Genomic DNA, 24,094 nt, shown 5'->3' on the forward strand with positions numbered 1-24,094 from the left:
TCGTTCCGGGTGGCGTGGCGGTGGCGACATGGCCGCGAGCGACGCTTCCGGTGGAGCCGCCGCCGGAAAGGGCGTTGGCTCCGGTGACGTCGGTGGGACCGGTTCCGAGAGTGATGCCGATGAGGGTGCTGTCTCCGGGACCGTCCTGCCGGGACCATGGATCACGGCTGACGAGGAGCGGGGTAGCGAAATCTCGTCCGGGCATCAGTCCCGGATGCCGAACCGGGCCGTGGGGGATGCGCCGAACTCGCTACCCGCCAAGCCCGTCACTCAGTCCTTCACCGAGCCCTTCACCGAGCCTGCCGCCGGCCCTGGCCCGGTCCCTGCCAGCGGTGCCGCCCCGGCCGGTAGCGGCACTGTCCCGGCCCGTGGTGCCGAGGCCCGATCCTCCGAGCCCGCCCCCAGGCCCGGCCTCGGGTCGTCGGGCCCCGGGGAATCGGTCGTCCAGGGGTCGACGGTCGGGGGGTCGGCGGTCCAGGGGTCGGCGTTCGGGGGGACGGCCGAGAGGGTGGTCGAGGCGTCGGTTCCGATGCAGCGCGAGAGGGGCAGCGGCGCGTTTCGTTCCTCCGCACGCGACGAGACCGTCGCGTCCGGGGAAGCGGGCCTGTCCGACGCCCAGTTGATCCAGGGGATGCGGGGCGGGGACGACCGGGCGTACGAGGAGTTGTTCCGGCGCCACAGCGACGCGGTGCGCCGGTACGCGCGCAACTGTTGCCGGGACGCGCACACGGCCGACGACCTGACGGCGGAGGTGTTCGCCCGCACACTGCAGGCGGTACGCGGAGGGAAGGGGCCGGAGGAGGCCGTACGGGCCTACCTGATGACGGCGGTCCGGCATGTGGCCGCCGCTTGGACGAAGACCGCCAAGCGCGAGCAACTGGTCGATGACTTCGCCGTGTTCGCGGCGCAGGCGTCCCGGGCGGATTCGTTCGACGCGTCGGGCATGGCGACGCTCGACCTCGGCGCCGACGTGATGGCGATGCACGAGGCGGAACGGTCGCTGGCCGTGCGGGCCTTCCGGAGTCTTCCCGAGCGCTGGCAGGCGGTGCTGTGGCACACCACCGTCGAGGAGGAGTCGCCCAGCCAGGTCGCGCCGTTGTTCGGACTCACCGCCAACGCCACGGCGGTGCTGGCGAGTCGGGCCAGGGAGGGGCTCAAGCAGGCCTACCTCCAGGCCCATGTGAGCCAGGCGCTCACCTCCGGCGGTGACTGCGCGCATTACGCGGACCGGCTCGGAGCGCACGCCAGGGGCGGCTTGCGGACGCGGGCCGAGCGAGGGCTGCGCAAGCACCTGGACGAGTGCGCGAAGTGCCGGATCGCGGCGGGCGAGCTGGCCCATGTCAACGCGGGCATTCCGGCGCTGCTCCCGGTCGCGGTCATCGGCTGGTTCGCCGCCGGATACGCGGCCAAGGTCGCCGCTGTCGCGACGGGTGGCGCGGCCGGAGCGGCGGGCGCGGGCGCAGCGGCGGCGGCAACAACCGGCGGTGGTTCGGCCGGCGGAACGGCGGGGGGCGCCGTGGCGGAGGGCCTCGGCATGCCGGTGAAGGCCGGGCTCGCGGCGACGGTCGCCGTGGCGGCGTCGGCCGGGCTGGTGTGGGCGCTGGTGGGCAACAGCCCGTCGGACCCGCCGCCGAAGGTCGTCGCCGAACCGTCTGTGGCCGCTCCCGTGGCCCCGGCGCCCGCGCCGGAACGGGCACCGAGGCCCCCCGCGCCGACCCCGACCCCGGCGACGCCCCCCAGGAGCGCCCCCACGCCGGTACCGAAACCGGAGGCGCCCGCACCGAAACCCGCCACCCCCAGCCCCCCGGCCGCTCCCACGCCCACGCCGTCCCCCTCCCCCGCCGCACCGAGCCCGACGCCCACCCCCGTTCCGTCATCCACGCCGAGCCCGACGCCCGACCCGTCCCCGACGCCGACCCCACCCGTGGAGCCGACCGTCTACCAGGTCAACGAGCTGCGCTACTCCCACCTCGGTGACCACAGCGGGCCGGAGGTGGTGGGTGGCGAGAGCGGATGGGTCTGGCAACGTGCCGGTCTGTCGATCGCCGGTACGCGGTACGCGCACGGGGTGACGGTGCACAGCCACTCCTCGGTCACCATCCAGCTGAACCGGGAGTGCGCCCGTTACGACGCGATGGTCGGCGTGGACGATCTGACGGCGGGGTCAGCCTCGGTCCGCTTCTCCGTGTTCGGCGCCGACGGCACACGACTGTGGCGCTCCCGGGCGATGCGGAGTGGCGATCCGGCCGTACCGGTGGGCGTCGTTGTCGACGGACAGCGAAGCATCCGGCTCGTGGTCGAGCGGCAGGCCCACCACGGCGGGGCGGCACTGGCCGACTGGGCGAACTCACGGATCAGCTGCCGCTGACACCGGACGGAGACTCGGCCGCGCGGAAACCCGGAGACCCGGGCTCTGAGCAGGCGGGCGAACGTCCGGACGGGCAGCCGCGCCAACAGCCCCGCAGGTGCGGGGGGACGCGGGGACGCGGGGACGCGGTGCGCAGATGTGCAGATCGGCAGATGCGCAGACGTGCAGACGTGCGGAAACGCAACGGTCTTCCGGCGGTGAGCGGTCGTGTCGACACCGCACCCTCACATGCCAGGTGTCAGGACTGGAGGGTGCGGCGGGAGACCGCCACGCCTCCCGCGACCGCACGTTGGCGCGGGGCGGCCGTGCCCGTCCAGCAGGTGCCGTGGCGGGTGATGAGGCGGCGCAGCCAGAGTTCCGTGGACACCAGGTCGGCGATGCCGTCCAGGGGGAGCGGTTCGCCCTCCGACGCGGCGCGGAGCGCCTTCCGTACGACGCGGGCCTCGATCAGGCCCGCGTCGGCGAGGAGCGGTGCGTCGAAGAGCGCCATCAGCTCGGGCAGCGAGTTGCTGAGCCCGGCCCGGGTGGCGGCGTCGGACGCGGCCGGCGACGGGCTCCCCCAGCCGGCGGGCAGTTCGTGGATGCCGGTGCCCGCGAGGACCGTACGCAGGATCGCGGCCCGCGCACCCGGTTGCACCCGGAGCGATTCGGGGAGCGCGCGGGCGGCACGTACGACCTGGTTGTCGAGGAAGGGCGCGTGCACGCGCTGGCTGCGGTTCTCGGCGGCCTGCTCCAGGATGCGGTGGTCGGCGGCGAGCCGGGCGAGCGCCGCGCGGGCGCGGGCCTCGCCCGGCCGCTGCACCGAGGTGGGGCGGATCGCCGCCTCCTGGAGACGAACCGACACCTCGGCGAGCGCTTCCCCGGTCAGCCAGCGTGCCGCCGGTCCCGGCCGCGACCAGGTGAGCGCGGCGATCGACGCGGCGGCGGGGGTGGTGAGGTCGGGGACGTACCGGTTGGCGTCCGGGAGCCGGTCGGCCGCCGCTTCGAGGCCCGAGCGGTACGACGTACGGGCGAGGCGTCGAGCGGCACGGTAGACGGCCGGCGGCACGAGCAGTGTGCGGACCGCCGCGCCCTCCGCCTTGGCCAGGGCGGCCACCGGTCGCAGCAGGTGACGTCTGCGCCGGTCCAGCAGCAGATCGGCGAGGCGTGCGGGGTGCGCGTCGAGCACCTGCCGGGCGCCGTGGCCGACGAAGTGGTCGGCGCTGCCCGCGGCGAGGCGGCGGCGGTGGCGCTCGGCGACGACGAGGGAGGGGGCCGGTTCGTCGGTGAGCGGTCCGTGGCCGAGATCGGCGTAGGGCAGGGCCTCTTCGCCCGCCGCGACGACGACATGGTGCAGACGCGGGTTGGCGGCGATGGCGCGGGCGCGTTCGAGTTCGTCCTCGTGACCGCGTCCGGTGAGGTCGTTGAAGGTGACGGCGAGCAGGCGTTCCCCGGCGCCCGCGCCGTTGCCGAGGAGGGTGCCCGGCAGTCCCGGGAGGCCGGGCAGTCCGGAGGCGAGCAGGGCGAGAGTGGCGGAGGCGCTGCCTCCGGAGAGGTCGGCGCCGATGCCGGGGACGGGTGCGCCACGGGCGGCGCGGCGTTCGGCCGGCCCCATGCCGGGGACGGGGCCGGGGTCGGGCGGCAGGGTGCCGGGGGCGTGGCGCGGGGCCATCAGCCGGGCGCGTACGGCCTCGACGAGCGCGTCGCGCACGCCGTCCACGGCGCTCACCGGGTCGAGTTGGGGCGCTGCGACGGCGAGGGACGCCACCGGCTCGTAACCGGTGATCTCGCGCGAGCCCTCGCGGAGGATGAGCGCGTGTCCGGGCGGAATCCGCTTCACCCCCACGTACGGGGTGCCGTCGCGCAACGCCTCCGGGGTCTCGGGGCAGGCGAGCAGTGCGGCGAGGTGGCCGATGTCGAGCTGCGCCTCGATGAGATCGGCGAGGGGGAGGGCGGCGGTGGCGTAGGCGGTGCCGACGGACCACGGTGTGTAGAAGACGGGCCGGGCTCCGGCCAGGTCCCCGACCACGGTGATCCGCCGGCCTATCTGGACGACCGCCGTGTAACTGCCGGACCAGGCGGTGAGATGCCGCAGGGCACCGCCGCGCGCGGAGAGCAGGCCCAGGCGCAGTTGTTCGTCGGTGGCTCCGCAGCAGCCGAGCACGGCGAGCCTGGTGGTGGGTGCGCTGTCGGGGGATTCGACGCTGACGATACGGATCTCGTCGGGACGCCAGTCGCCGACCGCCCACAGCGGATCGGGGTCGCCCCACAGGAGTTGCGAACCCACGGGGTGCACCGTGCGCCCCTCGTCACCGAAACCGCTCTCCGAGCCCCCCAGGCCCACCGAACCGCCCACACCACCCATACCGCCCGAAGCCACCGCACCGACCGTGCCGAAGCTCGCGGCGATACTGCTCCACCCCACCAACCACCGCATCGGCGCCTCCACAGCCTGTGGACAAACCGGCGCGTCGAGCAGGATACGAAGTGTGCAGCGCCGTTGCTGTCACATGCTGCCACGACAACGGCGCACAGGAGGGGCCGCGGACGGCGCACACCGGACGAGCATGCGCCCCTGGCAAAGACCGGGCCGCCCCGGGAGACGGTCCGACGGCCCTGGGGATGGCCCCGGTTGACGCCGGGGACGGCTCCGGCCGACGCGCGGGAGCGCCCGCCGGGGCGGTGCTGAGCGACACCGGATGTCCCGTGCGACTGCACGTTGTCCCGCCGCAGTTCTGCCCCTCTGCTGCTCTGCCGCTGAGGTTTGGCCCCCGCCGACGACGTGGCGGTCGGTCGGCCGGCCGGTCAGCGGACGGTCGGTCGGTCGGGAAACGCACAGGAGCGGTCGGACGGGTCGACCAGTGCGCGTGGACGGGCGCCCACCCGCATGTCAGCGCCACCCGCGCGGTTCTGGCGCACCTCGAAGGGAGCGAGGCCGGGACCGCTGATCCGCATGACGACCTCGCAGGTGTCCGTTTCGTCCGAGGCGGCCAGGGTGAGGGCACGGATCTCCGCGGTCGCCCGGACGCCAACGACCTCCAGGCGGCGGGTCGCCGCGCGGTCGCGGCCGACCAGGCGCCACAGGGCGGCCCCGGCGGGAACACCCACGGCCGTGGTGAGCGCGCCGGCGAGCGGAGCGATCCAGCGGTGATCGGTGCGCGGGAAGCGACGGCCGGTACGGCCGGTCCGCAGAGGGCGATCAGGACAGCCAGGGCCTTCATGAGCGCGGCACCGACACCGTTGACCGCCGCCACCTGGATCGGCTCGGCAGCATTACTGGCGGGCATCCTCGTACGCCGGCCGCCCGCTCGGACCGTCGGCCACGGCCGGGAAGCCCCTGGCCCCACATCGCGCACCCCACACCGCGCGCCCCACATCGCGCACCCCACACCGCGCACTCCATATCGCGCGCCCCGCGCACGCCCCCGAACGGATACCGCCCCCACCCCTGCTCGAACCGGCCGAAAAACCACCGTCCGGTGCTCAACTCCCCCCTGCACGCTACCGATTCGCGCGGCGGCGGCAAGCGCCTCCACGGACCGACGTCATTCGGCCATTCTCCCGGCCCGCCGCAACCGCGAACACGCGATCGCACTGGTGATTCGTACCGGTTCGGCGCTCGGTCCGGGAGGCGGCGTTCGCCTCCCGGACCGGTCCGCCGCCCGCGGGGAATGAGGCGGCAGTGTCCCCCAGCCCGCCGAGTCCAGTGCGGCGGGCCGACCCACGCAGCATCCATGGAAGCGCTCACCCACCGGCCCGGCCAGAGCGCACGGCCAGGCGCACGACCACACACCAGGAGCGCGACCGGCAGAGTCCCCTCACCGGCTTCCGCCCCCTTGCTCCTCCCCGCCGAGCCGCCCGGAGCGTGGCTCGTCGCACATGTGACGCCGGCGCACCTCCCCGGATCTCCGTCGTACCTTCGCACCGACAACAATCTCGCCATACGGACGTCTGCCCCTTAACGGTCGGGATGCGGCGAACTACGCTGGGTTGACTGATGTTCTCTCCGGACAGGCATATTCCTCGGGGCTCGGCCACATGCGTGTGCGGCCGGAGTGCGGAGGTCCGCCGCTGGGGAGAACACGGTACGAATGCCGTGCGCCCGACGGTGTCGCGGCGGCCGTCTGTGTGTCGAGGGGTGGCGCATGTCCAGGGAGCAACGCGGGCCGAACGAGAAACTCGGCACCGTTCTCGCCCTCGCGGGAATCAGCAACGCCGGGCTCGCCCGGCGGGTCAACGACCTCGGGGCGCAGCGCGGTCTGACACTTCGGTACGACAAGACGTCGGTGGCCCGATGGGTCTCCAAGGGCATGGTGCCGCAGGGCGCCGCGCCCCATCTCATCGCCGCCGCGATCGGCGCGAAGCTCGGCAGGCCCGTACCGCTGCACGAGATCGGGCTGGCGGACGCCGATCCGGCCCCCGAGGTCGGGCTCGCCTTCCCACGCGATGTGGGCGAGGCGGTGCGGTCGGCGACCGAGCTCTACCGACTGGATCTGGCCGGGCGCCGCGGAAGCAGCGGCGGCGGCATCTGGCAGTCGCTGGCGGGGTCGTTCGCGGTGAGCGCGTACGCGACGCCGGCCTCCCGCTGGCTGATAACCCCCGCCGACCCTTCGGTGGCCCGTGATCCGACGGCCGCCGAAACAGCGGTCCTCGGTGGCCGGGGTGGATCGGGGCACCGGGGCGCACCAGGGTCGCACGGGGCGCAGAGCACGGTCGGGCCACCGGTCATCCCGGTGCAGCCCGGCCCCGAGTCCGCGCCCGACGTGTCTCCGCTGCGGGTGGGGCACAGTGATGTCACCAAGTTGCGTGAGGCCGCGCAGGACGCGCGCCGCTGGGACTCCAAGTACGGGGGCGGGGACTGGCGTTCGTCGATGGTCCCGGAGTGCTTACGGGTCGACGCGGCGCCGCTGCTCCTGGGCTCGTACAGCGACGAGGTGGGGCGTGCGCTGTTCGGCGCCTCGGCCGAACTGACCAGGCTGGCCGGGTGGATGGCCTTCGACACCGGGCAGCAGGAGGCCGCTCAGCGCTACTACATCCAGGCGCTGAGGCTGGCCCGCGCGGCGGCCGACGTGCCGCTGGGCGGGTACGTCCTGGCCTCGATGTCGCTCCAGGCGACCTACCGGGGCTTCGCCGACGAGGGCGTGGATCTCGCGCAGGCCGCCGTCGAACGCAACCGGGGCCTCGCCACCGCCCGCACCATGAGCTTCTTCCGGCTGGTCGAGGCACGGGCCCACGCGAAGGCGGGGGACGCACCGGCCGCCGGGGCGGCGCTGAAGGCGGCGGAGGGCTGGCTGGAGCGGTCCCGGCCGGGCGACGCGGACCCGTCGTGGCTCGGTTTCTACTCGTACGACAGGTTCGCGGCCGACGCCGCCGAGTGCTACCGCGATCTGAAGGCGCCCCGCCAGGTGCGCCGCTTCACCGAACAGGCCCTGTCCAGGCCGACCGAGGAGTTCGTCCGCTCGCACGGGCTGCGGCTCGTCGTGTCCGCGGTCGCCGAACTGGAGTCGGGCAACCTGGACGCGGCCTGCGCCGCGGGGACCCGCGCGGTGGAGGTCGCGGGCCGCATCTCGTCGGCACGGACCACGGAGTACGTACGGGACCTGCTGCACCGCCTCGAACCGTACGGCGACGAACCCCGCGTCGCCGAGCTGCGCGAACGCGCCCGTCCGCTGCTCGTGGCGCCCGGGTAGGAAGACCGGAGACGGGGCCTGGGCGGGCATTCACCACTGGCCCCTGACACCGGGCCCCCGTCCCTGGCCCCCGCCTCTCCGGCACCGACATCTGCCGCTCCGGCCCGACGGTCCACCTCCGCCCCGGCCCCCGCTCCCGGCCCGTTCGCCCCTCCCACCCTTCCCGGCTCCTCCGGTCCCTCCCGCCTTTCCCGGCCCTCCCGAACCGCCGGTCACGGCGAAGACGGACGCGAAGGTGAGCGCACGACTCGGCGGGGAAGGGTTTGAGTGCGTTGTCAGTGGGTCAGTGCACTATCGGGGTGGGAGGTGGCGTGGTGATGACGCACGCGGCGTACGACTGCGACGTGCTGGTGATCGGTGGCGGGATCGTCGGCCTGTCGACGGCGTATGCGCTCACGCGGGCCGCTCCGGGCACGCGGGTGACCGTGCTGGAGAAGGAATGGGGCCCGGCCCGCCATCAGACGGGGCGCAACAGCGGCGTGATCCACAGCGGCATCTACTACCGCCCCGGTTCTCTGAAGGCGCGCTACGCGGTGCGCGGCGCCGCCGAGATGACCGACTTCTGCGCGGAGCACGGCATCGCGCACGCGGTGACCGGGAAGCTGATCGTCGCGACCGAGCACTCCGAGCTGCCCCGGCTGCACGCCCTGGTCCAGCGCGGCCGGGAGCACGGCCTGCCCGTGCGGGAGCTGGGCCCGGCGCAGATCGCGGAGTACGAACCGGAGGTGCGGGGGCTCGCGGCGATCCGGGTCGGCACGACCGGGGTGTGCGACTTCGGCGCGGTCGCGGCGCGGTTCGCGACCGAGGTGGGCGCGGCGGGCGGGCAGATCCGGTACGGGGCCGAGGTCACCGCGATAGACCGGCGCCCCTGGGGCGTCGCGGTGCGCACGGCGGACGGACTGGTGGTCCGGGCCCGGGTGCTGGTCAACTGCGCGGGGCTGCACTGCGACCGGGTGGCCCGGCTCGCGAGGGACGACCCGGGGATGCGGATCGTGCCGTTCCGCGGGGAGTACTTCGAGCTGACCCGGCCGGAGCTGGTGCGCGGGCTGGTCTATCCGGTCCCGGACCCGGCGTTCCCGTTCCTGGGTGTGCATCTGACCCGGGGCGTGGACGGCGGTGTCCATGTCGGGCCGAACGCCGTGCCCGCCCTGGCCCGCGAGGGGTACCGCTGGCCGGTGGTGCGCCCCCGGGAGCTGGCGGACACCCTGTCCTGGCCGGGTTCCTGGCGGATAGCGCGCAGGCACTGGCGGTACGGGGCGGGCGAGGTGCACCGCTCGCTCTCCCGGCGGGCGTTCACGGACGCGGTCCGCAGGCTGCTGCCCGGGGTCGAGGAGGCCGATCTGCGGCCCTCCCCGGCCGGGGTGAGGGCCCAGGCGGTGCTGCGGGACGGGACGCTGGTGGACGATTTCCTGATCCGTGAGGCTCCGCACACCGTGCACGTGCTGAACGCTCCGTCGCCCGCCGCCACCGCCTCGCTGCCGATCGGGCGGGAGGTGGCACGCCGGGCCCTGGCACGGGCCGAGGGCGCGGGATGGAGACCGCCCGCCGTAGAATCGGGGCATTGTGTCTGAGTCCCTGAACACCACCCCCGAGACGGTCGGCGGCCCGGCGGCGCGGTCCCCGGAGCATGTCCCCGAGCAGGTCGCGGTCCGTGCTCCCGAGCACGGCCACAGGGCCGCGCCCGCCACCGTCGGTGTCTCCCCCGAGACCACCGCCGGGAGTTCCCCGGAGGCCCCCGCCGGGGACTCACCCGAGACCACCGCGGGCCCCGGCGCGGCCGTCCCGCGTCCGGTCGCCGACGACGAGTCGCGCGCCGCCGCAGCCGAGCGGCAGCGCAGGCTGCGCGGCGAGCCGCGCTTCCCCGGCGGCCCCGCCGCCGACCCGGCCGGTTCGCACTACGAGCGCCGCATCCGCAGCTTCCAGCCGCGCCGCAGCCGGGTCACGACCGGCCAGCAGGACGCGCTGCTGCGGCTCTGGCCGCAGTGGGGCCTGGACATCGACGGGCAGCGCGTCCTCGACCTCCGTGAGCTGTTCGACGGCCTGCCGGTCGTCATGGAGATCGGGTTCGGGATGGGTGAGGCCACCGCGCGGATGGCGGCCGCCGACCCGGGCACCGGCATCCTCGCGGTCGATGTGCACACCCCCGGCCAGGGCAATCTGCTCGGTCTCGCGGACCGCTCGCGACTGACCAACGTCCGGGTCGCCAACGGCGACGCGATCATCCTGCTGCGCGAAATGCTGCCGCCGGACGCGCTCGACGGGCTGCGGGTGTACTTCCCCGACCCATGGCCCAAGAAGCGGCACCACAAGCGACGGCTGATCCAGCCGGAATTCCTCGATCTCGTGGCGGAGCGGCTGAAGCCCGGCGCCGTGATCCACTGCGCGACCGACTGGGAGCCGTACGCCGAACAGATGCTGGAGGTGCTGACCGCGCACCCGCGCTTCGAGAACACCTCGGCGGACGGCGGATACGCGCCACGACCGGCGTTCCGGCCGCTGACCCGGTTCGAAGGGCAGGGGCTGGACAAGGGGCACGTGGTCCACGACCTGCTGTTCGCCCGCGTCTGACCGACCGCGGCGGAACCCACCGGCACCGGGCGTGTGTGCCCCGCCGACCGGGCGCCCTGTGGTCCGTTGTCGGTGCCTCTCGTTAGGGTCATCAGGTGTCCGACGGGTTCCCGCAGCAGCGGCAGTCGCAGCCGGCCGTGCCTGTTCTTGAGGAACAGCGTCTCGGCGCGATCCTGGCCGCCGTGCCGGAGCGGAGCCAGTGGCGCTACCGGCCTCGCCGCGTCGGCATGATGTGGCGGAGCAAGGTGTTCCGGGCCGGGGCGGTGATCGTCGCCCTGGCGCTCTGCGGACTGGCGATCCTGTCCATGGTGCGCGACCAGACCGGCACCCAGGGCTTCCTGGTCGGACTGGGCCTCGCCGTCCTCCCCGTACCGCTGCTGATGTCCGCGTTCCGCTGGCTCGACCGGGTCGAACCAGGTCCCTGGCGCAATCTGCTGTTCGCCTTCGCCTGGGGGGCGTGCGCCGCCGCGCTGATCGCGATCAGCGCGAACTCGTTCGCCATGCGCTGGCTGGCCACGGCCACCGCCGACCCGTCGAGCGCGTACACGCTCGGCACCACGGTGATAGCGCCGATCGTCGAGGAGAGCGCCAAGGCCGCCGCGGTCCTGCTGATCTTCCTCTTCCGCAGGAAGGACTTCACCGGTGTCGTCGACGGCGCGGTCGTCGCCGGGTTCACCGCGACGGGCTTCGCCTTCACGGAGAACATCCTCTATCTGGGCAACGCCTTCGGTGAGGACCGGGCCTTCGGTACGTCGGGGCTGGCGTCCATCACCGCCGCGACCTTCTTCGTACGGGTCGTGATGTCGCCGTTCGCGCATCCGCTCTTCACCGTGCTGACCGGTATCGGTCTCGGTCTGGCCGCGCGCGGCGCGCGGCGCCGACGCGTGCGCCGGATCGCGTACCCGCTGCTGGGGCTGCTGCTCGCCATGGGCATGCACGCCCTGTGGAACGGTTCGGCGTCCTTCGGCGAGTACGGCTTCTACGCCGTGTACGGGGCATTCATGGTCCCGGTCTTCGGCCTCCTGACCTGGCTGGTGATCTGGTCGCGCCAGCGCGAACTGCGCACCCTCGCCGAAGAACTGACCGCCTACGCGGCGGCCGGCTGGCTCACCCCGGCCGAACCGTTCGCGCTCTCGTCGATGCGGGCACGCGGACTGGCCCGTGATGTGGCCCGCCACCACTACGGCGGCGCGCACCCGCCTCACGGAGGGGGCACGTACTCCCCGTACGGAAACGCGCACCTCCCGCACGTGAGCCCATACGCCCCGTACGGAAACGCGCACCTCCCGTACGGAAGCGCACACCCCGCGTACGGAAACGGGTACGCCCCCGCCCGCGCGCCCGTACCCGCGCCCCAGCCGCCCGGCGGTTGGCCGCGTACACAGATCAGCGCCCAGCTGAGCGCCCACGCCAAGGCGCAGGCCAGAGCGCTCGGCAAGTCGGCCGCGCGGGCCGTCGCCGAGTACGAGTCGTTCGCGACGTCCTTGGCGTTCCTGCGCCGAAGGGCCCGCCATGACGTGGCGGGCCCCGACTTCGCCGCACGCGAGCGGGAACTGCTGCACCACCTGTGGCAGCGCAGGGAGGTGGCGGCGCCCGCGTTGACGCACGCGGCGCGCACGATGGGCCGGTTCCGCCCCCCGCCCACACCCGCCGCGCCGCCCCATCAGCCGTACGCAGGCCCCCACGTCCCGTACGGCTCGTACCACCCGGGCCCACATCCGTACGGCCCATACGGCCCGCAGGGCCCGTACAACCCGTACCGCTGAACCGGCCCGTCCCCCGGGTGATTCCCCAGCCGTCAGGCCGACGCGTCGGTGAGTTCGGTCAGCTCCTGCTCGGTGAGCTTGAGGTCCGCCACCGCCACGAGAGCGGGCAGCTGCTCCACCGTGCGGGCGGAGGCGATCGGCGCGGCCACGGTCGGCCGGGCCGCGAGCCACGCCAGTGCCACGGTCGCGACCTCGGCGTCATGCGTCCGGGCGATCCGGTCGAGCGCCACGAGGACCTTCTGTCCACAGTCCGTCTCCAGGTACTGGCCCGCCTTGTCGGCACGGGCGCTGTCGACCGTGGTGCCGGGACGGTACTTGCCGGTGAGGAAGCCGGAGGCCAGGGCCGAGTACGGCACGGCGGCGAGCCCGCCGCGCGCGGCCGTGTCCTGGAGGGCGCCCTCGTAGGTGTCGCGGGAAACCAGGTTGTAGTGCGGCTGGAGCGCCACATAGCGGGCCAGGCCCTCGCGCTCCGAGAAGTCCAGGGACGCCTGAAGCCGCTCGGGGCTGAGGTTGGAGGCGGCGATCGCGCGGACCTTGCCGTCCTTCACCAACTGGTCGAGGGCGGTGATGATCTCCTCGACCGGGACCGTCTCGTCGTCGAAGTGCGTGTAGTAGAGGTCGATGTGGTCGGTGCCGAGCCGCCGCAGCGAAGCCTCGGCTCCCGCCTTGATGGTGCCGGCGGAGAGCCCCTTGTACGAGGCGTGGGCGCCGACCTTGGTGGCGATGACGACGTCGGAGCGGTTGCCACGGGCGGCCAGCCACTTGCCGATGACGGTCTCCGACTCACCGCCCTCGTTGCCGGGTGCCCAGGCGGAGTACACGTCGGCGGTGTCGACGAAGTTTCCGCCCACTGCGGTGTACGCGTCGAGGACGGCGAACGACTGCGCCTCGTCGGCGGTCCAGCCGAAGACGTTGCCGCCGAGGGCGAGCGGGAAGACCTGCAGGTCGGAGGAGCCGAGCTTGCGGAGAGAAGTCATGAGTGGATCAACGAATTCCGCGCCGCTGACTATTCCGGGCCGCCCCTGTCGCGCCCGGCCGGCCCTCTCCCCCGCGCACGGCACACCACCTCCCGGCCCACCGCGCCGCCGCAGCCCGTTCCCCGCTACCCATCCGCTGCCGCACACTGCTTGCTCCGCGCCCCCGGGCCACACGGTGCGGAACGGGCGGAACCGAGAGCCTGGCGAGAACCCGGAACCCAGAACCGAGAACCGGACGGGAACAACTCCGGGAGCGAGCCGAACAACTCCGTGGGCAGGCCGACGGGCGCCGAGAACCGGGCGGAGGCCGAGGCCCCACGCCACGATGTCCCGACGCCCGGTCAGGTGATGAGGCCGCACACCCTGACCTCCCGAGGCCCGGTCAGTTGGTGAGGTCCCACGCCACGACGTCCCGACGCCCGGTCAGATGGTCAGGCCCTTGCCGCGCAGCCACGGCATGGGGTCGATGCCCGCGCCGCCCGGGGTGTGGACCTCCAGGTGGAGGTGCGCGGCCGTCACATTGCCCGTGGACCCGACACGTCCGATGGTCTCGCCCGTCGTGACGCGCTGGCCCGCGCTGACGCCCATCGTCGACTGGTGGCAGTACCAGATCTCCGTACCGTCATCGAGTTCGAGGACCGTGCGGTAGCCGTACGCGCGCGCCCAGCCCGCCGACTTCACCGTGCCGCTGTGCACGGCCTTGACCGGGGTGCCGGCCGGCGCCGCGAAGTCAAGACCGGTGTGATGACCGGACGACCACAGCGAACCGGACTGACCGAAGGTCGCGGTGATCGTGTACGAGGAGGTGGGGATGGCGTAACTGGCGGCGAGCTTGGCCAGCTTCTCGGCCTCCGCCGCCGCCTTCTTCTTGGCCGCGACCTTGGCCTCGGCCGCGTCGTGCTTGTTCTTCGCCTCGGCGGCGGCCTTCTCCGCGGCTGCCTTCTCCGCCACGGCCTTGGCCTCGGCGTCGGCCGTGTCCTGCTGCTGCTCGGCCTGCTGGAGGATGCGGGTCCGCAGGGCCTCACCCGCGTCGGTGGTGCCCTGTTCGGCGTCGGCGTAGGTGATACCGGCGGTGGTGAGCGGCGCGGCGGACAGCGCGGTGGTGGACGCGTCGTCCTGGTCACCGGAGAAGAGCGCGCCCACGACGGGGATCGACGCGGCGGACGGGAGATTGTCGGCGATGGAATCGGGCAGGGAGATCGATACCGGCGGCTTGCCCTGCGCGGTGGCCATGCCACCCGCGCCGACCGCCGCGATGACGCCGACACCGAGAACGGTGGAGCTGCGGGCAAGAGCGTTGCGCTGCTTGGCGACGCGGTGCCTGCCGCGTAGGGGACGGACGGAATCCTCTGTGGGATTCCACTCCTCCCAAGCCCTGTCCTCGTCTCCGAGGGTCTGAGTGGCGAATGGAGCGGGGGCTTCGGGGGCAGGCTTGTTGGACGCCACGGGGGCGCACTCCTTTCCTTCCTTCTCGCCTACCGGGTTAGCTGACGGGTTCGGAGCAGGAAGGTCTCCTACGGGCGCCCGCGCCTCTCACGAGACACAGATGTCCGATTCACCCCAATGAGTGGTTCCCCGGTTCCCTTGCGGAATTCGGCGCACGCGCACGGTGTCGCCTCTTGCGACGACTGGAACAACCGCGCTGCGTTATCGAACGTTAATAGACAGACGGCTCCGATTCCAAGCCGTCCAGGTTGATCATTCGCGTCCACGGCCCGAACTTATCCGTACGGAAGCGGGCACAACGGGACGAGTTGATCGCACGTCAGTCATTACCCGGTTCCTGACGTTGCGTCAAATGTTATGCGGAGGGACGCCCCCCGGTTACGTACAGTGGCACCTCTCCTGCACGCGCCACGCCACGGGCCCGGTACGGATTCGGCGCGTCCCGTTCCTCCGTACGGGCCCGGCACGTCCCGTTCCCTCCGTACCAGGTCCGGCGGCACCCCGACCACACGCCCCCGCCCTCCCCCTCAGTCCCCTCACCACGTCACCCGTCACCCGTCACCCGTCACCCGTCACCCAACCCCACGATCCGCACTGTCCTTCGCCGCTCCGGCTGCCCCTCGGCGGGCCGGCCGACCGCCAGCAGCGCCATGTCATCCGTCGACTCGCCACCCGTGTGCAGTCGTACGTCGTCGGTAAGCGCGGACAGCAACTCCTCCGGCCCCGGGAAGATCCGGCCGCGCAGCCGGGCCGCCGGATCGTAGAAGACGCCGCGTGCGTCGCGTGCCTCGGTGAGCCCGTCGGTGAAGAGGAGCAGCGTCGAACCGGCGGGCAGCACCCACTCGTCGACCCGGTCCGGCCACACCCCGAGGTTCATGCCGAGCGGCAGCGCGGGCACGGTCGGGTCCAGCACGTCCAGATCACCGTCCGCGTGCAGCAGCAGCGGTTCGGGGTGGCCACGGTTGACGATCCGCACCAGCCCCGAGCCGGGCGGGATCTCGCCCAGCACGGCGGTCACGAACCCCTCCATGGTGTCCAGCCCGCTCCGTCGCGTCCCGCCACGCGCCAGCGCACGCTCCAGGCGCTCGGCCACGCCCTCCAACGAACCCTCCTGCTCGGCCGCCTCCCGGAACGCCCCGATGAGGACGGCCACCGCCTCGACCGCGTCGAGTCCCTTCCCCCGTACGTCCCCGACCACCAGCCGCACGCCGTACGGGGTGTCCGCCACCGCGTACAGGTCACCGCCGACGAACTCGTCCGCCTGCGCCGCCTCGTACCGCGCCGCGACCTGGAGTCCGCCGATCCGGTCGACGGGTGTCGGGAGGACCGCCCGCATCGCGGTCTCCGCGATGACCCGGGCCGACGCCAGCTGTTGGTTGCTGCGCCGCACGACGCCGTTGATGAGGAGGGCGAGCACCGAGACGGTGATGACGGTGATCAGCTCGATGAACGACACCACCTGGAGCATCGTGCCGCTGGCCACGCGCAGTCCGACGACGGAGAGGACGGCGGCGATGCCGGTACGGACCGTGCTGGTCAACGAGAAGAAGGGGGCGGCGATCAGCGGGGCCGCCGCGAAGAGCGGCACGGCCGTGAAGCTGGGCGGGGCGGCGATGTCGAAGAGCAGCCCACCGGCGATCATCAGCGTGGGCAGCGCGCGGACGAACCGGCGGGAACGATTGCCGCTGCCCCGGCCCACGACACGGCTGTTGAACCGCTGGTTCCGCTTCCCCACCAATGATCTCCTGCCCGGTACGCCCACGGCTGCGGACGGTACCGCGCTCCATCCAGGCTGGCCGGAGCCGCGCCGCACGGCGACTCCTCATCGGCCAAAGGGGTGGACCGCTCGGCCCCGACCTCGAAAACGATTCAGGCCCGGCACGCTGTGCGTGCCGGGCCTGAATCTTCAGTAGCGGGGACAGGATTTGAACCTGCGACCTCTGGGTTATGAGCCCAGCGAGCTACCGAGCTGCTCCACCCCGCGTCGGTAAACACAACTCTACGGCATGCGCGGCGGACTCTTGACCACATGCGCACTTCCCTCTCCTCGCCCGCCCTTTCCCCTCCCCCTGCCCCTCCGCTTCCCTGGATGACAGCTTCCGTGGATGGCGGAACGAAGAGGACAAGATCATCTTTACTATTCCCTGCGGGCATCAACCGTACCAACGCACCTAATACGCCGAGAGGTTGCCATCCGCGCGTTCGTGTCCCAGGGTGACTGTGCATCCGCCACACCCGGCGGTCCGCCCGTGGGAGACGACACGCGGGGGGCGATTCGTCGTTCCCTCACGCTCCCCGGCCCGTTCATCGCAGCCTGTCAGGAGGGCCTCCGACGATGACCGCACCGCTCACCCCTGCCGCCCCTGCCCCCACCGCCACTTCGCCGTCCCCGGTGCGTGGCTCGATCATCAGCGGCGTCATCGGAGGCCTCTTCGGGGCCGTGATGAGCTCGGTGGTCAACTACGCGATCATCGGAATGCCGGGCGGCGCGGGGGTCAACGCGCTCAACCACGCGATATCAGGACTGATCAGCGGGTTCCTCGCGGGCTTCATCGGGCTCATGGTGCATCAGCGGAAGACCGCCGCCGCCACGGCAGCGGCGATGACGGTGACGGCCGGTCCGTCGGCCGTGGTCACCGAGACCCCGGAGACACCCACCACGAGCGCGGAACCCGAAGCGGCCAAGTAACGCCTGCGGCCACCACAGGAGATCGACGGTCCCGTGTCCCGAGCCGTCCGCCCCGCCCGGCTACGCGAAGCGTGCGACGAACCGCCGCTGCCACGGGGTCTCGACGGCACGTGGCGCGTAGTGCTGCCGTACGTAGGAGACGGCCTCGTCAGCGGGTACGCCGTCCAGGACGGCAATGCAGGCCAGGGCCGTACCGGTCCGGCCCTGGCCGCCCCCGCACGCGACCTCGACCCGCTCGCTCCCGGCCCGCTCCCATGCCTCGCGCAGCGCGTCGGCGGTCGCGACCCGGTCGGACGGCAACCGGAAGTCGGGCCAGCGGAGCCAGCGGTGATCCCAGTCGACGGGGGCCGGTTCACGGCCCAGCAGATACAGCGCGAAGGACGGCACGGGCCCCTTCGGAAGCGGCCGGCGCAAGCCGCGCCCCCGGACGAGCCGCCCCGAGGGCAGCCGCAGAACACCCGGCGCGGTGGGTTCCCAAGTAGCGGTCACACGATGACCATAGCCACGGCGTGTCCCTGCCCGCACGGCGTTGCCCGGCCTCGCGCGGCGCCCGTTTCCGCTTGCGCGATACGGCTGTTGGCCCGCCCAGCGATGCCACGGCGAACGCCGCCCGCCCTCCCGCCAGGCAGGTCGGCCACGTCACGCCAGCAGACATGCGGACACAACAGGCAACGCGGCAAGCAGTTCAGGGACGCCGGGACGGAGAAGTGACAACCGGCTCAGACGTCCGGCTGCTCGATGCCGATCTCGTACGCGATCTCCCACCGGACGTCCGCGACGGTGATGTCCGCGGTCTCGACCGGACGCCCGTCCCGGTCGTAGTAGGTGCGCTCGATGTGCGTGATCAGGTCGCCGACGCTGATGCCGAGGAGGTTCGCCTGTTCCTGGGTCGCACGGGCCGGGCGCGGCACCTCCACCGCCGTCTCGATGAGGACGCCGATGGAGCGCATCCGGTCGACGACACCCGCCCCGGCGTGCGGTCCCATTTCCGGCAGCATGACGGGGGTGCCGTCGGTGACGGCCATCGGTTCCCAGCTCTCGGAGAGCTGCACCGGCTGACCGTCGGCCAGGAACTCGTACCGCGTGTGGACGCAGGGGTCGCCGGGCGCGATCGACAACCGCTCGGCGATGCCCTCGGGCGCCGGCGCACGGGCCACGGTGTGCGATTCCCAGGTGCCGGCGCGGCCGTGCTCGCGCATGTCGACCCGGAACGGGCTGCCACCACGCTGCTCCCGGTGGCGTGACCTGACCATGCGGAGACGCTCGCGCGGCCGCCGGACGTAGGTACCGGAGCCGGCCCGGCCTTCGAGCAGCCCCTCGATGATCAGCCGTTCCATGGCGCGCTGCGCGACGGACTGGCCGACGCCATACTCCTCGGCGACCCGGGCGCGGGACGGAAGCTTTTCACCGATGGACCATTCGCCGGACCGAATGCGCGCACGCAAAGCGTCGGCCACCTGGAGATAGGGCGTTTCGCGTGGCATATGCGCAGCTCCGAGGGGTTGTCCGTCGACGTTGACAAAGTTAACCCATCAGGTCGAAGCTGAATATTCAGCATCACGAATCGTGACGCCCTGCTCACAGGGGAGACCCATGTCCACCGTGCCTCCACACGTCGTCTCGCTCGCACGGATGCTCGCCGCCGCGACCAGGAGCGAACCCCGCGTCACGGAGACCCCGACCAAGATCCGCATCGAGGCGGACCTCCCGGACCAGGTGAGCGGCGTGATGCGAGCCACCATCCTCCGGGCCCTGAGCAGCGCCCCAAGGTTCGGTCACGACCGCGCCCAGGACAGCGAGACGATCTGGGCCGAGATCGACAAGGAACCGCCATAAGTGCCGCCCGCAGGCTGTCAATCCCTTCACCACAGCCCCGGGAAGCTCAAACACCATTTCGTCGGCGGCTGGGATGCCCTGCTGACCCTGCGAACGAACGGATTCGCCAAGCCGGCCCGATCGGACAGCCACACGACCGCATCCACCGCATGGGCCTGCTCCTCGCCACCCGTACGCTCTCTCTCCTCGCCTGGCCGCCGACGAAGCGCCCCCGGTCGGCCGAAGCCGAGCGAGGTGCCTCGCCTCGGCCGGAGAGCCCTTCTCCACCCACATCAGATGGTCCGTGCGGGACTCGAACTCCACGACCAGCGGAACAGAAACCCCGGCAGAGCCCTGCCATGCCTTCCGCCGACATCCCGGTGACCCAGACATTCCTGGCTAGGCGTCGTACGGCTGGTGCCTACTCGCGGTGGGCGGGATGCCCGTCGGTGAGGAGTCTGCCGTACGCCAGGCACAGCACCGGGAAGCCAAGCGTGTCCAGAGCGAGCCGAGCCGTCTCCACACTGGAGGGCCGGTGCCCGGTCGCAGCGCCGATCAGGTCGATGACGTAGTGCAGGCCGCCACCGACGAGGGCGAACCATGCCTGGTTCTTGCTGAACGTCTCGCTGTGCGCGGGGGTCAGGCGGGCCGCGGCCTGCTGAATCTGGTCGCGGGCGACTTCGTGCCGTGTGCCCTCGGACAGGAAGGTGGTGGTCAAGAGTGCGTCCTCGCTGGTCGGAGTTCCGCCGGAGGCGCATATCGTACGGGCCTGCGCCGGCCCTGTTGCTTCGGCTTGACGGTGGCGGAAGCGAGGTGACCTCGGGGGCCTTCGGCTCATGCCCGGTCGGTCGATCACCTGATCGGCGAGCACGTGTGGGGGACCGAGGCGACCGGCACGCGGGCTTTCCGTCAGCTGGCGGTGTATCCGTCTCAACATGGCACTGGACCGGAGTAACAGCTCTTGGTGCTCGCTGAAGCACGGGGCGCAGCTTGCGGCGCCCCGCAAGTCGTCCTCGACACGTTGTCCCGGGCGACCGATCTCGTCGGCCGGGTACCGCCGGCGAGGCCATGTGAGCAGTGGGACGTGACCAACTACGACAGCGTGGTCCTTCTGAAGGACCTGCCGAGGCACTGAACGTGGTGGGGGAGGAGTCGACCGAGCACGAACTCCGTCCGGACAGCGGCGGCTCACTCGGTGATGCCGTCGACCGGGTGGACAACCACACCTGGCAGATCGCCGCAGACACCGCCGCCCTGAGGGATGCCCCTGGCCCCCTTCGTGCAGGGAGCCGGTCCACCGTCCGTCCGAACCCTCGAACGAAGGAGCCGTCATGGCCGCAACCCCGCTGTCCGACACCGAACTCGACCAGGCCCTCACCGGCCTCCCCGACTGGAGCGTCCAGGACGGGAAGCTCACCGCGACCTTCAAGGCCGACCGCTCCGCCGTCCCCGCCCTCTACGCCGCCGTCGCGGCGGCCGAGGACGAGGCCAACCACCACGCCGAGGTCACCGTCCTCTACGGCACGATCGGCTTCGCGCTCAACACCCACGACGCCGGGGACGCGATCACCGCCCTCGACACCGCCATGGCCGCCCGTCTCACCACTCTCGCCACCGAGCACGGAGCCCGCCCGGCGCACGGCTGACGGACGACCGGCGCACGGATTCAGCGCCCACCCGGTCGTACCGCCGAAGCGGCGGGCGCTGTGGCCGGCCGGGCCGGAGACGGGGTGCTCTTCGTCCGTACGCGGCGGTCCGGGCTCTTCACCGACTGGACGTCGAGCCCGTGCGGCCGCCAGACCAGCACTTCGGACAGGGATCGGACAGGGAACGGGCGGTGCCGAGTTCCCGCTGGCCGGCGGCCTGCCGGAGCAGGGCAGCGGCGTCGTGGCCAGCGCGTTCGGCCTGGTCCGGTACGGCGGTCAGGGCAAGCCATCCGGGCCCGGCCTGGATTCGGTCCGCGGGGCCGGGCAGCACGGCGTGGGGCACGGCGGCCTGACGTAGCCGGTCCTGGTCCGGGAGGCGCCGGCCGTGGGCGCGCAGGGCCGCCAGCGGTTGAGCTGCTGCGGCCCGGTAGGCGGCCCGCAGTTGTTCGGCGGCCCGCCGGACGAGTCCTCGCCCCAGCGGGACCGACGACACCCCGGAACTGAACGACAGGAGTCCCGGCCGCATCGGCGGCCGGGACTCCTGTCGTTGCGCTTCGGGCCGGCAGGACTCACGCACGGGGCCGGAAACGAGGGTGGGCCCCAGCTCACACACGCTCTGAGCTGGGGCCCGGCGGTAGGCCGTGTGGGACTCGAACCCACAACCAACGGATTAAAAGTCCTGGCGAACTCGTGATCGTCCATTTTCCATGATCCTAGTGAGGGTGATTCGTCCTGGTCAGAGCCCTAGGTCATGCTGTCGGGTTCGCGCCAGGGGGGCTCGTGCTGCGCCGTCCGCTCACGCATCGCTCACGCACACACGCGAGACGATGTACCGGCCAGAACCGTGCCACCAGCAGCGAACAGCGGCGACTGACCCTACGGTCTGGGGCCGGGACGACTCCTGACGAACTGGCGGCCCAGGAGAACGTGAGGCAACTGCCCGTCAACTCGGGCATGTAGCTGTAGATGGCGCTGACGGAGACGGCGGGAAGCTTCACGATCAAGGTGACCCCGCTATCCGGATAGGTGAGCAGATCGCGGGCGGCTTGCATCTAGCCTCTCCGTCGTCATCATCATCGTCAGACAGCCCCAGTCGAGGGCCAGCGGTACAGGCGGAAGCAGGACACATCGCCCAAGAGTGACAGGGCGTTGATCGTCGGCAACCAACGTCGCTGCACGCACGCCACAACCAAGAGATCTCTCCGGTTGGCAGGTTCACGCCTGTCTGGGAAGAACGTGCGACTGCAAGGCTGTCCTGCGACAGGCCGGGCCCTCTCTGCCAGCCTTGGGTGAGACATCCCGCTCTGTCGGGTTAGCCTGAGAGGGTAGGACAGGAGAATCGCCCCTTATGACCAGCACTGAACCGGTCGGGTCCGACCCGGCACCGAGGCCGAAGCGCCGCACTTTCACCTCGGAGTACAAGCTGCGGATCGTCGCTGAGTACGACGCGGCGCCCAGGAACGAGAAGGGCGCGGTCCTGCGCCGGGAACGGCTCTACCACTCGCACGTCAAGGAATGGCGGGCCGCCCGGGACGCCCGGGCCCTGGAGAACCTGGTCGACCGCCGCACGAGCCCGGCCCGTGGGAAGAAGTCCGCCGCGGAGGTGGAGAACGAGAAACTGCGGCAGCAGGTGGCACGGCTGGAGAAGGACCTGGCCCGGAACAGGGCCGCACTCGAGGTGATGGGAAAAGCTTCCGCGCTCTTGGAAATGATCTCCGAGAGCGCGGACTGAAGCCTGCCGCAGTCCCTGTCGTGGACGAGGCGTTCACCGGCGTCGAGGTTCAGCTGGGCATCACGGCCGCGTGTCGGCTGACCGGTCGCTCACGTGCCACGCACTATCGCAGCCTCAAGCCCCCGACAGTCCGCGCACCCCGCTCCCACGCGCAGGTGCAGCCCTCGGCCCTGACGGACCAGGAGCGCTCTGCCGTCCTGGAACTGATGAACAGCGACGAGTACGCCGAACTGGCGCCCGCCCAGATCTGGGCCCGCGAGTTGGACGCCGGCCGCTATTACTGCTCCGTCTCGACGATGTACCGGATCCTGCGCGAGCAGGGTCAGTCCGGTGAGCGCCGACGGCAGGCCGCTCATCCCGCCAAAGCAGTGCCCGAGCTGGTCGCAACCGGACCCTCGCAGGTGTTCACCTGGGACATCACCAAGGCGGCCGGACCGGTCAAGGGCACCTGGTATCACGCCTACGTCATCATCGACATCTTCAGCCGCTACATCGTCGGCCACACCGTTGAGCGGGCCGAATCAGCGGTGCGGGCCGAGGAGTTGATCCGCGAGACCATCATCCGCAACGGCATCGTGCCCCAGACCGTGCACGCCGACCGCGGCACCTCGATGACCTCCAAGAGGGTCTCGCAGCTGCTGGTCGACCTCGGCGTCACCCGGTCGCACTCGCGGCCGAAGACCTCCAACGACAACCCCTACAGCGAGGCACACTTCAAGACCACGAAGTACATGTCCGACTACCCCGAACGATTCGACTCGCTGGCCCATGCCCGCGAGTGGTTCGAGGCATTCATCGCGTACTACAACCACGAACACCGGCACTCGGGCATCGGCTGGCACACACCGGCCAGCGTGCACTTCGGCACCGCCGAGGAGGTCCGCGACCAGCGGGCCGTCACCCTCGCCGACGCATACATCCGCCACCCCGAACGCTTCGGCCGCCGCCCCCGACCACCCCGGATACCCCAGCAGGCATGGATCAACGACCCAGCCAAGCGCAGGGAACCCGCACCACAAACCTCATAGCATCACGACCGTCTCACTGGACTTGAAATCTTCCGGGGTGCTGGGAGCGTAGGTCCTGGCGGCCTCCTCCGACAGCCAGGAAAGGCGCGTTGCGACTGTTCGAATCACTGGCTCCGGTGGGTGGGGGAACCTGCCCACACACCCAGAAATTACGAAGCTGGGAGGGCATCAATCACATGACGAAGCCCCGAGGGGTAAATAGGACCTCATCGATTCTTCTCATTTTTCTGTTCTCGATATCTGGATGCTCCAGCGAGGGGGATAATCAGCCGAAAGCCAAGGGATCGACAACAGCGCCCGCATCCGACGCTCCGCAACCGAAACGGCCTTGCCTTAACGCACCTCCGGACCCTGCTAATTTTCCTGACGTTCTACGCACCATGGGTGCTG

At 71.7% G+C, this 24,094-nt stretch carries 19 protein-coding genes, 1 tRNA gene and 1 riboswitch; of the genes, 10 read left to right on the forward strand and 10 right to left on the reverse strand.

The window, feature by feature from the left end:
• Positions 1-529 precede the first annotated feature (529 nt).
• Complete coding sequence (locus PZB75_RS13695) at positions 530-2,368, forward strand: sigma-70 family RNA polymerase sigma factor (protein ID WP_275535579.1); 1,839 nt, start codon at positions 530-532, stop codon at positions 2,366-2,368.
• A 238-nt stretch (positions 2,369-2,606) separates the two neighbouring features.
• Here PZB75_RS13695 and PZB75_RS13700 read toward each other — a convergent pair whose 3' ends face one another.
• Positions 2,607-4,784 (reverse strand): asparagine synthase-related protein, encoded by a 2,178-nt coding sequence (locus PZB75_RS13700; protein WP_275535580.1) that lies wholly within the window; start codon positions 4,782-4,784, stop codon positions 2,607-2,609.
• 368 nt (positions 4,785-5,152) lie between these two features.
• Entirely contained in the window at positions 5,153-5,455 is a 303-nt protein-coding gene (locus PZB75_RS13705) for a hypothetical protein (protein ID WP_275535581.1), read from the reverse strand.
• 1,037 nt (positions 5,456-6,492) lie between these two features.
• Here PZB75_RS13705 and PZB75_RS13710 point away from each other — a divergent pair.
• The 4 genes from PZB75_RS13710 (at position 6,493) to PZB75_RS13725 (ending at position 12,371) form a co-directional block, all read left to right on the forward strand.
• The gene (locus tag PZB75_RS13710) at positions 6,493-8,037 is read left to right on the forward strand and encodes a sporulation protein (RefSeq protein ID WP_275535582.1); all 1,545 of its coding nucleotides are present in this window, start codon (positions 6,493-6,495) and stop codon (positions 8,035-8,037) included.
• Positions 8,038-8,351: 314 nt separating this feature from the next.
• Positions 8,352-9,608 carry an L-2-hydroxyglutarate oxidase gene (gene lhgO, locus PZB75_RS13715; protein WP_275538702.1) on the forward strand — a complete coding sequence of 419 codons (1,257 nt, stop codon included), beginning with the start codon at positions 8,352-8,354 and terminating at the stop codon, positions 9,606-9,608.
• Positions 9,601-10,605 carry a tRNA (guanosine(46)-N7)-methyltransferase TrmB gene (gene trmB, locus PZB75_RS13720; protein ID WP_275535583.1) on the forward strand — a complete coding sequence of 335 codons (1,005 nt, stop codon included), beginning with the start codon at positions 9,601-9,603 and terminating at the stop codon, positions 10,603-10,605. Before lhgO ends, trmB begins: the two co-directional genes overlap by 8 nt.
• Positions 10,606-10,700: 95 nt before the next feature.
• Positions 10,701-12,371, forward strand: coding sequence for a PrsW family intramembrane metalloprotease (locus PZB75_RS13725; protein ID WP_275535584.1), 1,671 nt, complete (start codon positions 10,701-10,703; stop codon positions 12,369-12,371).
• 32 nt (positions 12,372-12,403) lie between these two features.
• Here PZB75_RS13725 and PZB75_RS13730 read toward each other — a convergent pair whose 3' ends face one another.
• The 4 genes from PZB75_RS13730 to PZB75_RS13745 form a co-directional block, all read right to left on the reverse strand.
• Positions 12,404-13,348, reverse strand: a complete 945-nt coding sequence (locus tag PZB75_RS13730; RefSeq protein WP_275535585.1) for an aldo/keto reductase — start codon at positions 13,346-13,348, stop codon at positions 12,404-12,406.
• Between the two features lie 423 nt (positions 13,349-13,771).
• Entirely contained in the window at positions 13,772-14,794 is a 1,023-nt protein-coding gene (locus PZB75_RS13735) for a M23 family metallopeptidase (RefSeq protein WP_275535586.1), read from the reverse strand.
• 11 nt (positions 14,795-14,805) lie between these two features.
• Positions 14,806-14,957: riboswitch (cyclic di-AMP (ydaO/yuaA leader) on the reverse strand.
• Between the two features lie 402 nt (positions 14,958-15,359).
• Positions 15,360-16,529, reverse strand: a complete 1,170-nt coding sequence (locus PZB75_RS13740; RefSeq protein ID WP_275535587.1) for a PP2C family protein-serine/threonine phosphatase — start codon at positions 16,527-16,529, stop codon at positions 15,360-15,362.
• Positions 16,530-16,704: 175 nt separating this feature from the next.
• Positions 16,705-16,778, reverse strand: a tRNA-Met gene (locus tag PZB75_RS13745).
• Between the two features lie 351 nt (positions 16,779-17,129).
• Here PZB75_RS13745 and PZB75_RS13750 point away from each other — a divergent pair.
• On the forward strand, positions 17,130-17,483 hold the full coding sequence (locus tag PZB75_RS13750) for a hypothetical protein (RefSeq protein WP_275535588.1): 354 nt from the start codon (positions 17,130-17,132) through the stop codon (positions 17,481-17,483).
• Between the two features lie 60 nt (positions 17,484-17,543).
• Here the strand turns inward: PZB75_RS13750 and PZB75_RS13755 are convergent, their stop codons facing one another.
• Both PZB75_RS13755 and PZB75_RS13760 read right to left on the reverse strand, forming a co-directional pair.
• Positions 17,544-17,972, reverse strand: a complete 429-nt coding sequence (locus PZB75_RS13755) for a protein-tyrosine phosphatase family protein (protein WP_275535589.1) — start codon at positions 17,970-17,972, stop codon at positions 17,544-17,546.
• 230 nt (positions 17,973-18,202) lie between these two features.
• On the reverse strand, positions 18,203-18,967 hold the full coding sequence (locus PZB75_RS13760) for a GntR family transcriptional regulator (RefSeq protein WP_275535590.1): 765 nt from the start codon (positions 18,965-18,967) through the stop codon (positions 18,203-18,205).
• A 109-nt stretch (positions 18,968-19,076) separates the two neighbouring features.
• On the opposite strand from PZB75_RS13760, the gene PZB75_RS13765 reads away from it, so the two are divergent.
• Positions 19,077-19,319, forward strand: a complete 243-nt coding sequence (locus PZB75_RS13765) for a hypothetical protein (protein WP_275535591.1) — start codon at positions 19,077-19,079, stop codon at positions 19,317-19,319.
• 400 nt (positions 19,320-19,719) lie between these two features.
• On the opposite strand, the gene PZB75_RS13770 is transcribed toward PZB75_RS13765, so the two are convergent.
• Positions 19,720-20,016 (reverse strand): hypothetical protein, encoded by a 297-nt coding sequence (locus PZB75_RS13770; protein ID WP_275535592.1) that lies wholly within the window; start codon positions 20,014-20,016, stop codon positions 19,720-19,722.
• 613 nt (positions 20,017-20,629) lie between these two features.
• On the opposite strand from PZB75_RS13770, the gene PZB75_RS13775 reads away from it, so the two are divergent.
• Positions 20,630-20,944, forward strand: coding sequence for a 4a-hydroxytetrahydrobiopterin dehydratase (locus PZB75_RS13775; protein WP_275535593.1), 315 nt, complete (start codon positions 20,630-20,632; stop codon positions 20,942-20,944).
• A gap of 118 nt (positions 20,945-21,062) precedes the next feature.
• Here the strand turns inward: PZB75_RS13775 and PZB75_RS13780 are convergent, their stop codons facing one another.
• Complete coding sequence (locus PZB75_RS13780) at positions 21,063-21,470, reverse strand: hypothetical protein (RefSeq protein WP_275535594.1); 408 nt, start codon at positions 21,468-21,470, stop codon at positions 21,063-21,065.
• Positions 21,471-22,292: 822 nt separating this feature from the next.
• Between PZB75_RS13780 and PZB75_RS13785 the strand changes: the two genes are divergently transcribed.
• Together PZB75_RS13785 and PZB75_RS13790 are read left to right on the forward strand one after the other, a co-directional pair.
• Positions 22,293-22,676, forward strand: coding sequence for a hypothetical protein (locus tag PZB75_RS13785; RefSeq protein ID WP_275533213.1), 384 nt, complete (start codon positions 22,293-22,295; stop codon positions 22,674-22,676).
• Between the two features lie 20 nt (positions 22,677-22,696).
• Positions 22,697-23,704 carry an IS3 family transposase gene (locus PZB75_RS13790; protein WP_275533212.1) on the forward strand — a complete coding sequence of 336 codons (1,008 nt, stop codon included), beginning with the start codon at positions 22,697-22,699 and terminating at the stop codon, positions 23,702-23,704.
• Positions 23,705-24,094: the final 390 nt, after the last annotated feature.

The organism is Streptomyces sp. AM 4-1-1 (assembly GCF_029167625.1).
Lineage (GTDB): Bacteria > Actinomycetota > Actinomycetes > Streptomycetales > Streptomycetaceae > Streptomyces.